The 13,695-nt window shown below is 37.3% G+C and carries 9 protein-coding genes; 3 read left to right on the forward strand and 6 right to left on the reverse strand.

Going from position 1 to position 13,695, the window contains the following annotated elements; translation table 11 throughout:
* Positions 1–25 precede the first annotated feature (25 nt).
* The 3 genes from MKY30_RS01155 to MKY30_RS01165 all read right to left on the reverse strand — a co-directional run bounded on the left by MKY30_RS01155 (position 26) and on the right by MKY30_RS01165 (position 5,100).
* Positions 26–919: a 3-hydroxyacyl-CoA dehydrogenase gene (locus MKY30_RS01155; protein WP_147210665.1), complete on the reverse strand. Its 894-nt coding sequence runs from the start codon at positions 917–919 to the stop codon at positions 26–28.
* Between the two features lie 164 nt (positions 920–1,083).
* Complete coding sequence (locus MKY30_RS01160) at positions 1,084–4,680, reverse strand: hypothetical protein (RefSeq protein WP_341082578.1); 3,597 nt, start codon at positions 4,678–4,680, stop codon at positions 1,084–1,086.
* Between the two features lie 258 nt (positions 4,681–4,938).
* Entirely contained in the window at positions 4,939–5,100 is a 162-nt protein-coding gene (locus MKY30_RS01165; RefSeq protein WP_226895129.1) for a YjfB family protein, read from the reverse strand.
* Between the two features lie 509 nt (positions 5,101–5,609).
* Here MKY30_RS01165 and MKY30_RS01170 point away from each other — a divergent pair.
* On the forward strand, positions 5,610–6,746 hold the full coding sequence (locus tag MKY30_RS01170) for a GGDEF domain-containing protein (protein WP_341082580.1): 1,137 nt from the start codon (positions 5,610–5,612) through the stop codon (positions 6,744–6,746).
* 80 nt (positions 6,747–6,826) lie between these two features.
* Here the strand turns inward: MKY30_RS01170 and MKY30_RS01175 are convergent, their stop codons facing one another.
* The 3 genes from MKY30_RS01175 to hutG all read right to left on the reverse strand — a co-directional run bounded on the left by MKY30_RS01175 (position 6,827) and on the right by hutG (position 11,371).
* The gene (locus MKY30_RS01175; RefSeq protein ID WP_341082581.1) at positions 6,827–8,836 is read right to left on the reverse strand and encodes a putative bifunctional diguanylate cyclase/phosphodiesterase; all 2,010 of its coding nucleotides are present in this window, start codon (positions 8,834–8,836) and stop codon (positions 6,827–6,829) included.
* Between the two features lie 352 nt (positions 8,837–9,188).
* Positions 9,189–10,385, reverse strand: coding sequence for a sodium/glutamate symporter (gltS, locus tag MKY30_RS01180; protein ID WP_445667705.1), 1,197 nt, complete (start codon positions 10,383–10,385; stop codon positions 9,189–9,191).
* A 41-nt stretch (positions 10,386–10,426) separates the two neighbouring features.
* Entirely contained in the window at positions 10,427–11,371 is a 945-nt protein-coding gene (gene hutG, locus MKY30_RS01185) for a formimidoylglutamase (RefSeq protein ID WP_147210670.1), read from the reverse strand.
* A gap of 119 nt (positions 11,372–11,490) precedes the next feature.
* Here hutG and MKY30_RS01190 point away from each other — a divergent pair, with 119 nt between their 5' ends.
* Positions 11,491–12,375 (forward strand): LysR family transcriptional regulator, encoded by an 885-nt coding sequence (locus MKY30_RS01190; RefSeq protein WP_147210671.1) that lies wholly within the window; start codon positions 11,491–11,493, stop codon positions 12,373–12,375.
* 164 nt (positions 12,376–12,539) lie between these two features.
* Positions 12,540–13,640 (forward strand): nitric oxide synthase oxygenase, encoded by a 1,101-nt coding sequence (locus tag MKY30_RS01195; RefSeq protein WP_445667728.1) that lies wholly within the window; start codon positions 12,540–12,542, stop codon positions 13,638–13,640.
* Positions 13,641–13,695 lie beyond the last annotated feature (55 nt).

The following is a 13,695-nucleotide window of genomic DNA, read 5'->3' on the forward strand; positions in this document are numbered from 1 at the left end:
TAGCGGGCAGCTTTTGTTAATTAATTTATTTCAAAAAATCTGGATTTTCAAAAGCCGGATCAGGATATTTATAAAAACCTTCACCGGATTCAATACCAAATTTCCCTTTATCCAGATACTCTTCTTTTAAGAAACTCGCAACCTTTTCAGCTTTTTTATCACCAGCTTCCGCATGCGCCGCGGACAGATTATAAGGTGTGCGAATACCAATAACATCTAACGTAGCAAATGGACCCTTAGGCGCTCCGGTAGCTACCATCCATGTTTTATCGATGGTCTCTGCATCTGCAATTTCATTTACTAATAAATCCTGTGCTGCATCTAAGAATGGAACAAGCAAGGAATTTAAGATATAGCCTGGCTGTTCTTTGTATATAGGGAGTGCAACCATGCCGATTTGTTTCGCAAATGAGACAACATCCTCAAACACTTTCATGTCTGTCCCTTCATGCTTCATAATTTCTGCTGTATTGTTTTTCCAAATCTCATTTGCAAAGTGCAGCATTAAAAATTGACTTGGACGCCCTGTTGCTTCAGCAAATTGGCTGGGAAGCATAGTAGATGAGTTAGATGCAAAAATTGTTTTTTCTGGAGCAACTTCTGCTAATTTTTTATAGAAATCTAATTTAATTTCTTCTTTTTCAGGCACTGCTTCAATAATTAAATCAGCGTCTTTAACAGCTTCTTTTAAATCGATAGAAAAACTGATCCTTTCAAATGCTCCCTTCACTTCCGCATCTGAAGCATTTAAATCCTCTTTATAGCGCTGCTGCCATTTTTCCATGCGTGTTTTGGCTGCCTCGACAGCTTCGGCATTAATATCATATACCGTTACATTAAATCCTTTGTAAGAAACCTGATAGGCAATTTGGCTTCCTAATACGCCGCTGCCCGCTACTGTAACATTTTTAAATTCCATGAAAAATCCTTCTTTCTATTTTTTACAATTTTAGTATACTCCTAATGATGATAAACATAAACAAATTTGCTCAGAGGCAACTATTTTAAATTGAAGTTTATATTTTCAAATAAATAGAGCAGTCTGGAGCTGCGTTATTCATTAGCATCCCCAAACTGCTCTATTCAATTCCATTCTTTAAACCGGGCAATCATTTGCTTTAGCTTCTTCTCCAGCTTCCCTTCTCCTTCACGCTGTTTTTTCCATTCATTGTAGCTGGCAATACTGATAAACAACATTCCGGCAATCAGAAGATAAGCCCACCACGGGAGATTACCCCAATAAGGCCTTGTCTGATAAATAACATTAAACAGCAGCGTTCCAATTCCAACAAAGAAATACGACTTCAATTGATAACGCATCCCTGCGAGTAAGGAAATAATGGACAAAATACCAATAATTAAAGCATCTAAAATTGTTGCGCTTTGAATGGCATCAGCAATCAAATAAACAGTAACAACAATCAGCAGCGCTGTCTGTATATGCCGCATCAGCGATTGATAATCTTGCCACGTTTTCCGGGATAAAATAATAGCTAAAGCAAGCATCGGCAGTGCCTGAAGCTCTGCATAAATCACTTCTGGAATGATATCGGTATAATGATCAAGCACCAGATAATATGGAGGTAAACAAGCAATTCCGCCAACTGTAATAAATATTTTCTGCAGCATTTGACTTCCCAAACGATCCACCTGCAAGAAAAACCAGGAAGCAAACAATACATAAGGAATAACAGTCAGCCAAATATTTTCCAGCCCATTTACCGCGCTTAATGCAAAAACAAGATATGCAAGTGCCATCAAGGAATACCAGTCTACAGTCTGCACCCTTCCCTTGTTAGAGATGTACAGGCTTGTAAATAAATATCTTCCTGTCGCTGCTAAAATTCCAAAACCGAAACAGAAAACCAGCCATAAATCAATTTCTCCCTTAAATACTCCTTGCAGCTGCCATAGATAAACAGAGAAGAATAGAGGCAAAACAAGGAATAAGGTCCATTTTCGCCTATGCAGGAAATATAAATTCAGGATAACCAGCCCTGCAAAGCAGATGAGCTGCCAAAGCTCCTGTGCAGCTGCTAAAAATACTCCCATCGCTAAAACCAGATGCAGATACGGAATTAAAAACCAGTCTATCCGCCGCTTCCATACTACTGGTACTGCGGTCCAGACAGCAATTAAAACTATTCCGGCAACCAGCCAGGTATAAACAAACGAAAGAGCTGCCATCCAATCATAATAAGAAATGAAGGAAACCACTGTTCCTATGAGCATCATTGATCCAGCATATAAAGCAGTTTTTATTTCCCATTCTTTTCCCTTTGTCAGTGCGGTATAAATATAGACCGCCAACGGAACCAGCCAGACTGCCGGATAAAGAATAGGCCGTGCTGCACCATCCCCTGCGATGATCAGTACAAGGAAGAGGAGTACTGCATGCGCAAAATAAAAGAAATAAGGTTTTAAGCTGGCATCTAATTTACCTAAATAGCGTTCTACAGCTAAAAATAAAATTGGCAAACCAAGCATAAACCATACAAATCCCTCTAAAGTATTAATAGAAAATGGACTTAACAATGATACATAGAAGCCTAAGCTTGCAGCCGCAACCAAACTCCAGAATATATGCTTCTTCGTAAAATGGACAAGCCAATATATCACACCGATTCCTATCAATAAAATCATCGGCCTTACAATCATTTCATCGCCAGTAAAATCAGGGTAGAGCAGCAGCATCGCTAATAAATAGCTGCCTTGACCAGTATAAAATGTTGTCCGTGTTAATTCCTTCTGCTTTCTCTGCTTCCAAATAAGGCTGATGCCAAGCAGAATAATCCCCGCAGCTGCCAGCTGAAAAGGTAGATCCAGCTGAGTGCGGTAAACATATGATTTTTCTGCAAACTCAAAGTAAAGAATATACATTGCCAATAGCCAGTTTACCGGAACAGCCCAGGCAGCAATACGTTTCTCGGCTGGCTTTTCAGATGCAGAGGTCACATAAAAAGCAACAGCTCCTATTATTGTAAACATGCCTGTAACTTCAATAAAATCAAGGAATAAAAGCTTAAGCAATACAAGGATAGCAATCACCGGCATCGACCAGTAATACATACTTTTCTGTATCGCCTGCATATAAGGAATACGACTTTTGAAGCCGATGAGAAGAAATAAACCTGTCATATAGAAAAACATAAAGTTAAGAATACTTTCCGGGAAAAGCGGCTGAATAACTAATGACCAAAATTGTATACCAATAGCAATAAAGAATACTGGAGCAAGCCAGCGAAAAACGCCCCGCTTCGTTACTTCTGCAAGATACACATAGGTCCCAGCAATCACTATATACGCAAGAAGCATAAACCAGGAATCTCCGTCAGCCCGGATAATTAAGCCCTGAAATGTGACATACAGAAATGCAAAACCCGAAATAATTCCGCTGATATAATAAAAAGCCTTACTTGCAAAGCTATCCTTCCGCATTATATAGGCAAATCCCAAATAAGCAGCGCCCATCAATGCATAGATAATCGAATCTGCTGTATTTAAAATCGAATTCTCTGTCAGCTGATAAATTCCATAAGCAAATAATGCTGCAAATACAAATTGATACCCTTTCGTCTGATAAACGAAAACCATTGCCATATAGATAAAAGCTGTCAGGAGAACATTAAAGCTGTAAAATACGGCCTGATTATAAACAAACAGCATTAATAAAGTGGAGACGATAAGATTCAGCTGGGCATAGGCTGGCAGCTCACCTAAAAAGACACGTAAAATCTGTTTTTTCTCTTTCCGAAAACGGTGATAAGCAAATAACAAAACAGCATTATAAAGCATCATCAGGAAAAAGAACATATCCACCGGTATTTGGATAGCAGCTAGTAAAAAGCCTATGAAGAAGGATAAGAATAAATAAGAAATCCATACGAATAATTTAGCTTCTGTCTTATAAGCATTCCAAATATATAAAGGGAGCGGAACAAGTGTGCAAAGAATCCCGAGCCAATAACGTCCTTCTCCAGTTAAAGTTAAATAATCTCCAAATAATCCAAAATATCCAATTCCAATAATTGCAATCGGTAATAATAAACTTCCTAACGTCAAAAATGCAAAAGCAGTCTTTTCAATTTTAAGAAAACGGGATGATAAACCGCTTAATGCTAAAAAGAAAACAGAGACGCCAAGCAACGTGATAACCTTTAATAAGGCTCCCATTTGATCCCAGGTACTGGTTGCTACGACAAGACCACTGATTAAAAGAAATAAAACTCCGAGAATAAGCAGCCATGTAATATTTCTTTCCCGAATCTGTTCCGCAGTTTTCGGTTCACGCACTGGTTTATCTTTTTTCTGTACTGATTTTTCCTGCTGCTCTGGAGCTGACAGCCATTCTTTCTTATTCTTATTCCCTTCTAAAAAGCTTGTCAGAATTCTTTTGCCATACGCATTATCCGGTTTCGGAACGGTTTTTGCTGTCCCTTCAGGCTGATTTTGCTCTTCAGCATGGGGCACCTCTTCAGACAGAATTTCTTTTTCTCTCTGCATTTGAAGTTCATTAAGCTGCAATGCATCCATACTCTTATCAATTTGCTTCGCATACTCCTGATGAGCTGTCAGTATACGTTTATAATCCTCCATACTGATTAAATCTCTTTTTAGTAATTCTATTAATTCTTCCTGCAGAATTTGAGCCCGCGTTTTAGAATTTGAAATAATGCTCACCCTCCTTTACTAAGTTGAAGGATACTTTTATTTATTTGCTGCTATAGAGGATGTTCAATAACTCTCCAAATGACAAGCAGCCTCTCCAAAGACTATTGAACCAATCTGTTCTTCACCGGCCTACTCCCACTTCAAAATGAAGGCCTTCAACCAGTTACACTGCGATAAATAAAGGATAATAAAAGCCTCCACTTCTCATTTATTGAAGCGAAGGCAGCTCATTTCTTCTTCCTGTCTGTTCCACACAACTGAAACATTTTAAGCTTTTACATCAATGGAATGTCCTAAGTTTGGATGCTGCGGCTGATCCAGCATTTTAATAAGCTCTGCATTTTGTGCTTCCGCATGATCCATAACTTTTCCCATTAAGCTGAAGGACACCTGTGTCTGCAGGTTAGCCTGACTCATTATCATTGACATTTTTCCGACATCCACTTATACATTCACCTCACTTCGGAAGATTTTATGACTATCTTTATTTTAACATAAGTTATAAACCCAATCGCATAAATAATGAATATTTTCAGATAAAAACAGGGATATACAAGAAAATAATTGCTATTTTAATTTTTCAGCATCCTCTTAAAGGAAATTATTACATTTTGAAAGTTTATAGTAATTCTTGGTGCTACTAAAAGATTCATGATAAACTTTTCATGTTGGAATATTGAACTATTTCTAAAGGATCAGATAAAAAGAACCAGACACTTAACTATCTTTATACAAAATAAAACACGTTATAATTTTAACTGCAAATCAGCTTCTTTAAGTATATTCAAAAATAAAGTGCTCAAATGTACGCAGTCAGCACTGATAAACTATCAGAAATAACCAGTTACCTATCAAAGAAAAGACATTTTTTTAGATAGTCTAATAAATTTAGTATTGCCGAGGTTAGTATGGTAATGAAATAAAGGAGAGGAAACCGTTTGGCAGGTGGAAATATTATGTTCTATCTTTTTGATGATTTTTTTATTAATCTTTGTATAATAATCACCTTAACTGTTATTTACATACCACTTCGAACGAAATTGAAAATAGATACCCTCTCTAATTGGAAACAAGGGTTTATTGACGGCGCTGTTTCCGGGTTATCCGGCGTCTTATTAATTGTGTTTTCTATTAAGGTGGCAGAAAATGCATTGATAGACTTACGGTTTATACCTATTATGCTGCTTATCCTGTTTACAGGATTGTTTCCTGCTGTCATCGCAGGTATTGTCATTATTATTGGGAGATTTATGATAAGCGGAATGACAACTCTTTCCGCAACAACTATATGTCTGGTAATTTTATTAATTATTGGATTCCAGTTGATTCATAAGCTGTACCAGCCTAATAAAGCAACCTACAGTAAGGCACTGATTATGATTCTATATTCCAATCTGATATTTTTCTGCATTATGATGTTTTATTTAAATGATTATCTTCAATTACTGCGTTTTGTGCCTGTTTACTGTATTGTATCGATTATTTGCGGATTGATTGCTGTTGCTTTCTCAAAGCACTTGGACAGAACAGCAATGCTTTTGTCGAAATATGAAGAGGAAGCATCTAAAGATTTCTTGACAGGTCTACAAAATATGCGGGCATTTGAAACAACCTGGAATCAATTTATCGATAAATCCATCACGGAAAATGAAAAACTGACGCTGCTAACACTGGATATCGATTATTTCAAGCAAATAAATGATACATATGGACACCCGGTAGGAAATCAGATTTTAACAGAATTCAGTAATATTTTATTAAAAAATATCCGTTCATTTGATACAGCCTTCCGCAATGGAGGAGATGAATTTTCAATTATCCTGCCTGACTGCAGTCTTGAAAACGCATTAGAGGTAGCGAAAAGAATTCAAAAAGAAGTAGAAGCACATCCATTTCAAATTTCTAAGAAGAAAAATATTTGTGTGACAGTCTCGATTGGTGTAGCAACTTATCCAGACACTTGCACCAATCATCATCAAATCATCCAATCGGCAGATGAGGCTTTATACAAAGCAAAACAATCAGGGAAAAATAGAGTATACCCTTCTCAAACGTCAGTCCGGGAAGAAGTTTAAGGGATTTCCGGACTGACGTTTCATTAATAATAATGTAACAAACAGGCTCTCGAGCTGACAGCGCAAGTGGTTATACTACGTTATTTACTCAGCACCTTCGTCTTTAAAACTTTAGTCATTGCTTTTACATCAAGCGGCTTACTATAATAATAACCTTGAATTTCATCGATATCATGATTGCATAAAACATCGAGTTCTTCTTTCGTTTCTACTCCTTCAGCAACTACTTTCATACCGAGGCACTTTCCCAGCCTCACAATAGTCGTTGCGATTTCTTTTTTTATGGGAAAATCAGAAACCCCGCTGATGAGAGAGCGGTCAATTTTTAAAATATCTAAATCAAGCTTTTGTAAGTAAGCCAAAGAAGAGTATCCCGTCCCGAAATCATCCAGTGCAACCTTGATACCTCTCTTTCTCATTATTTTTAAAATTTGCTGGACATACTTTTCATTATCAATAAAGAGATTTTCCGTAATCTCAATTTGTATCCAACTTGGCTCAATTTGATATGTATCAAGATAAGACCAGAATTTTTTAACAAAGTCAGCTTGTAAAAACTGGCTGGGCGATATATTAACTGATACCGGAATCGGATCATATCCTTTTGATTTCCATAGCTGCAGCTGTTTACAAGCATTTTCTATTACCCAATCACCAATTTCATTAATCATTCCTACCTCTTCGGCCAAGGGAATAAACTCAGCAGGAGATATTTCCTCAAATTCCGGATGCTTCCAGCGAATGAGAGCTTCACAGCTTGTAACAATATCCTCATTTGGAGACACTTTAGGCTGATATACAATATAAAACTGATTTTTTTCCAGACCCATTCTTAAGTCATTTTTCACCTGGAATGCTCTTTGATTCGAAAACTTCATCTCTCTATCAAAGAATCTGTAATCATTTTTAAACAAGCCTTTTACACGATACATTGCCAGGTCTGCATGCTTCATGATAGCAGAGGCGTCCGGGCCAGCCTCTGGATAGGTTGCTACGCCAATACTGGCAGTCATATTTAACTGATATCCTTCTATAGAAAAAGGTTCTTTGAAACTTTCAATAATAGATTCTGCAAAATACTGCATGTCCACTGGAGCTGTAATTGAATGGATAACAATTGCAAATTCATCCCCACTGAGTCTCGCAGCCATACCCTTTTCACCAATAAGATTCTCAAAACGGCGGGCAACAGCTACAAGCAACTGATCGCCTATTATATGCCCCAGCGTATCATTTACGTATTTAAAGCCATCCAGATCAACAAACATGATTCCAAACCTGCCATTATTTTTTTTATTATATTCAATTTTTTTTATTAAATCGTCATCAAATTTCCGGCGGTTCACAAGCCCTGTTAAATGGTCGTAGAAGGCCATCAAACGAATCTTTTCCTGATTTTCTTTTTTATCCGTTATATCAAAACGCATTGCTATATATTGGATCGGCTTCCCCTTTCCATCGTTCACGGGAACTATGGTTGTATCCACCCAATAAAAAGTACCGTCTTTCGCGCGGTTCCTGATTTCACCCTTCCAGACTCCGCCAAAACCAATTGTCCGCCACATATTTTTAAAAAAATCTCTGGAATGATAGCCTGAATTAATCAGCTGGTGTGTATTTCCAATTAACTCACCTCTGGAATAACCGGATATTTCGCAGAAACGATCATTTGCATGTGTGATTTTACCCTGCCTGTCCGTAATTGCTAAAATCACAGATTGATCCATAGCATACTTAATATCTGATAATTCCTTTAATGCTGTCATTAACTGCTGATTTGCTTCTCTTTCATCTGTAATCACACCAAAAATTTCCGCACCATCCTCCGACATAAAACGATAGCCAAAAATGTTAAAAAGTAATATTCTCCCATTTTCCGCATCAAAGGATGCATTAAAATGAATTTGATTTTTTTCACCATTAACAAGTTTTGAGAAATTTTCAGCTACGTGAGGACCGATATTAGAAGAGAGCACATTTTCATAGTCTTCTCCAGAAAGGACATCTTTTGACTTATTTATTACATTACAAGATGTCTGCTCTGAAAAAAATATTTTTCTATTCTTAATTTTAAATACAACCTGAGCCAAACTCAATTCCTCCCCACAACCGACCCTGCAGAAATTTATATAGTATAAATATATCATGTAAACATAGTTAGCAACACACTTATTTCGACTTAATAAAACATTTTCTTCTAAATACATTTATTTTATTTTCTTCAATTTTTAATATTTTTCTATGATATTTAAAAGAGGAAATGAAAGAAAGAATAAAAATGTCGGCTGTAAATTCTGGTGTTCTGTGCCGGGCAATACTATTTTTCATTAAAAAATTATTCACTATGAAATAATGATTCTATCATGCTCACAACAAAAAAAGCCGGATAAAGTATCGGAAATATATACTTTATCCGGCTTTTATTATAAGATACTGCTTTTACTAACTGAATAAATTAATTGTCGTTATAATAATTGGTACTGCGAAAACATCAATTAGGAATGCACCAACCAGAGGAACAACTAAAAATGCTTTTCTGGATGGACCAAATTTAGATACGACTGCATCCATATTGGCGATTGCATTAGGTGTCGCTCCCAATCCATGCCCTGTAAACCCGCCAATCATAACAGCTGCATCGTAATTTTTCCCAAGCATTTTGAACAGGATAAATATGCTGAACAAAGCAATAAAGATAACTTGGACCAGTATGATAAGTAAAAGTGGTAAAGCCAAGTCAACTATTTCCCATAATTGAATGCTCATCAATGCCATGGATAAGAAAATCCCTAGTGTTATGTCCCCTATTATACCTATACTTTTCATTTGAATAACATTACCGGAAATCCGGTCAATGATATTTCTCACAATAACAGCAACAAACATCGCTCCTACATATCCAGGAAGGACAAATCCTGTCACTTCAGTAAACGAATCTCCCAGGAATGTTCCTAAAGCCATACAAAATACAATAATGAAGACTTGCATCATAAATGATTTTGAATTTATTTTCGTATCCTGCTGATTTACATTGCCCATAGAGGAATCAGAGATTTCCTCTGTTTCTGTCGGTTTTAATTGATATTTATTCATTAGATATTTTACAATTGGCCCCCCTATTAAACCTCCGGCAACTAAACCAACTGTGGCCGCAGCTAAACCAATCGAGAGAGCACCATCTACTCCTAATTCTTCGATAGTAGTACCAAATGCTGTCGCAGCTCCATGTCCGCCCTCCATGGATACGGCTCCAACCATCACACCGATTAGTGGATCGAGATGTAACAGCTTTGCCATCGATACACCAATGATATTTTGAGCAAGTGCTAAAAATCCACATGCCAGCCAATAAATAATTAGCAGCTTCCCCCCTATTTTTAGCAGCTTAAAGCTGGCTCCTAAACCGACTGTAGTAAAAAAGGTAAGCATAAATAAATTTTGCAGCGACGTATCCAGATTAATAATTAAAATATCGAACCCGCGTAAAAATGTAATTACTAGTGCAAATAACAAACCTCCGACAACTGGTGCCGGTATGCAAAACTTATTCAGGAATAGTATTTTATTATTCAGAAATGTTCCTAGCATGTAAACAGCCAAAGCAAAGAAAATCGTTGTAACCTGATCAAATTCTATCATGATGCCTTTCCTCCCTGTCTTCCCCTGTATGGATTTTATATTTACTTAGAAAATGTGTGGATAACCTCCGTAATCAGTGCTGCACCAAGTCGCGCTGTACGGTCATTTTCATCAACAGCGGGATTAACTTCAGATATATCGAAGCTGATGGTGTTATCTTTTGAAGCAATATAATTCAATAGCTTCCGAACATCTGATACTGCCAGACCAAACGGAGCAGGTGCACTGACACCCGGAGCTTCACTTGCTGAAATGGAATCTGTGCATAGTGTAAAAATGAGTGCATCATGGTCTGCGCTAAATTGGTCGATTGCCTGAAAAATACGCTGGATATCTCCTTTAACCTCATTTTCCAGAAAATATGAGCAACCAAGCTCATCAGCTGTTTGAAATAATGCTTTTGTATTAGAGAAAGGCTGAATTCCAATACATAAATAATTTGCATTTTTATCCGATTCAAGAATTTGCCTAAACATGGTTCCAGAGGATGGCTGCATATCTCTCCGCATATCAAAATGTGCATCAATATTAATGATTCCAAGACGTGCCTCCTTTTTCAAATAGGATCTTGCTCCTAAATAATGACCGAAAAAGGTTTCATGACCGCCGCCAATAATAATCGGAGCGGCTTTTTTAGAAAGCAGCTTTTCCACATGTACACCGAGCTCCATCTGTGCTTTCTCCATATGCCTGCCTTCACAGATGATGTTACCAGTATCTATAAGAGAATAACTTCCTAAAACGGAGCTGGGCATATTGGATAAAAAAGTGCGAATTTTATTAGGAGCTTCCTTTGCACCAAGTCTGCCTTTATTTCGCCGGACACCTTCTTCACATTCAAAGCCGACAAGTGCAATCATCTTCTCTGCATCATCTAACGTTTGTATCGTTTCTAAGTTTACTGTTTGGTGGAAACGGAAACTATTCCTGTCAGAGCTGCTGTCCTCTCTTCCTTTCCAGTACTCATTAGCAGGTGCTTGATACATATTTTTCCCTCCGTTGCATTAATTAATTTCTCTTCATTATAAATTTTGTATAGTATAATCACTAATATATATAATTTATTGTTTTATAGTTTAAGACTATAATTAAAGGAGAATTGTCTGTGGACTTGACTCAATTACAATACTATATCAAGGTAGTTGAAGAAAAAAGCTTTACAAGAGCTGCGGAACATCTGCATATTTCGCAGCCATCTTTAAGTATATCCATAAAGAAATTAGAGAACCATTTAGGCCTTTCACTTATTAACCGAAAAAAACCGCATATACAGCTCACCAAAGAAGGTGAAATTCTTTATTATCAAGCTAAAAAAGTAATTAATCAGATGAATAGTATGGAGGAGGAAATGAAACGGCTACGGTTAGAAGGTCCGTTAGAGCTTTCAATCAGTATGATCGAAACAGCTAAAAATTGGTTTAGTGAGGTTATCAAAAAAATCAAAACAAATTCGAATGATATTCACATTCAAATTTCTGAATTACTTAGCTTATCCGAACTTCAAAATGCTTTATTAAATTATGAAATCCACTATGCAATAACGAATTATTATATTGATACCAAAGAGCTGCAATCGATATTTTTATATGAAGAAAACCTTGTAGCTTTAATTCCAGACGACCATCCCCTCCAAACAAAAACATTCATTACTATGGAAGATTTAAAACACCCGCCTTTTATATTATGTAAGGAAGGATATCAGACCAGAAATGATATATTAAAAGCTTTTCAATATGCAAGCATCAGCCCTAATATTCAGTTTGAAATTGAAAGGTTTGAAACAGCCTATCACCTGGTAGAAAGCGGGCTTGGAATTACCATTGTTCCGGAAAACTATGTAAATAAATCACATCATTCAACAGTGCATATCAAAAAAATGAAAGATCAGGAGTTAAAGAGAAATGTTTATCTTGTCAAAGATCGAACCAGGTACCTTTCACCAATCATTCATAAGTCTATTGAAACCATCTGTACATTTCACAAATCATAATTTCATTTTGCTATAGGAAGGTATGTGACAGCAATATGAACAAATAATTGCCTCTTCCCTTCCTGTGCGTCAGATAAAATGGAAATTCATCCTTCTCTTCGTTAAAATATATACTATAAAATGCAGTCAACAGCTGGAGGTAAATTCCATTGAATAATTATGAAATGCAGCAGGAAGCCGAACAATTTTTAAAAACATACTATACGGAGACCGGAGCTCCTGCAGAAAAGTTAGAAGAAAGAATGAAAGAAGTAATTTCAGATATAAAAGCATTCGGTACATATACTCAAACCTACGATGAAATTGTTTATGGAGTAAAGCTGGCCTGGCGGAATTCGAACCGCTGTATCGGCAGACTGTTCTGGGAACGTATCGACGTAGCGGATGCCAGGCAGGCAGCCACAGAAGAAGAAGTATTCGAATTTCTGTTCAGTCATTTGAAAAATGCCTTTAATCAGGGAAGAATTAAGCCATATATCACGATATTCCCTGCTGTTTCAGCAAAAGAAGAGACCGTAAAAGTCTGGAACCATCAACTGCTGCGTTATGCGGGCTACGACTCTGGAGAAGGTATTATTGGCGATTCAGCTTCGCTGGAATTCACAAGGATTTGCGAGAAACTGGGCTGGCAGGGAAAAGGAACTGATTTCGATATTTTGCCCCTGGTTATTCAAATCGGCGACCAGCCACCTGTCTGGAGAAGCATCCCTGAAGCATTGATTCCGGAAATCCCAATGGAGCATCCAGAATATAAGGCGGTGGCAGACTTACATTTAAAATGGTATGCTATTCCGATTATTGCAGATATGCGCCTTGAAATCGGCGGACTGCATTATGTATCTGCTCCCTTTAACGGCTGGTATATGGGGACGGAAATCGGCGCAAGAAATTTCGCAGATGAGCACCGTTATAATTTGCTCCCCAAAATGGCAGAAATTATGGGCTTAGAGACAAAGCATGCCAGTAATTTGTGGCAGGACCGTGCATTGATTGAACTGAATGAAATGGTGCTCCATTCCTTTAAAAAACAAGGTGTATCCATCGTAGATCACCATACAGCCGCAGCACAATTCCGCATTTTTGAGAAACAGGAAGCAAAAGCAGAACGTGAAGTAACCGGAAAATGGACCTGGCTAATCCCGCCTGTTTCCCCAGCAACTACACATGTCTGGCATCAGCCCTATAGCAATGAGTTGAAGAAGCCGAATTTCTTTTATCAGGATAAGGCTTATCAAGAAATGAAGGGCTGTCCGTTTCATAGATAGAGCTAAGAGTGTTCTTTTTTAGGAGAACACTTTTAGTTATTTTTTTAAAACTTAT

This window comes from Oceanobacillus sp. FSL W8-0428, assembly GCF_038004405.1.
In the GTDB taxonomy this organism is placed as follows: domain Bacteria; phylum Bacillota; class Bacilli; order Bacillales; family Amphibacillaceae; genus Oceanobacillus; species Oceanobacillus sojae.

What these genes read in the sequence shown, in the direction of transcription:
- hutG (WP_147210670.1), bottom strand. Translation starts at nt 11,371, where the DNA reads ATGTATCAAGCACCTGCTAATGAGTACTGGAAAGGAAGAGAGGACAGC.
- MKY30_RS01155 (WP_147210665.1), bottom strand. Translation starts at nt 919, where the DNA reads ATGGAATTTAAAAATGTTACAGTAGCGGGCAGCGGCGTATTAGGAAGC.
- MKY30_RS01165 (WP_226895129.1), bottom strand. Translation starts at nt 5,100, where the DNA reads ATGTCAATGATAATGAGTCAGGCTAACCTGCAGACACAGGTGTCCTTC.
- gltS (WP_445667705.1), bottom strand. Translation starts at nt 10,385, where the DNA reads ATGATAGAATTTGATCAGGTTACAACGATTTTCTTTGCTTTGGCTGTT.
- MKY30_RS01195 (WP_445667728.1), top strand. Translation starts at nt 12,540, where the DNA reads ATGCAGCAGGAAGCCGAACAATTTTTAAAAACATACTATACGGAGACC.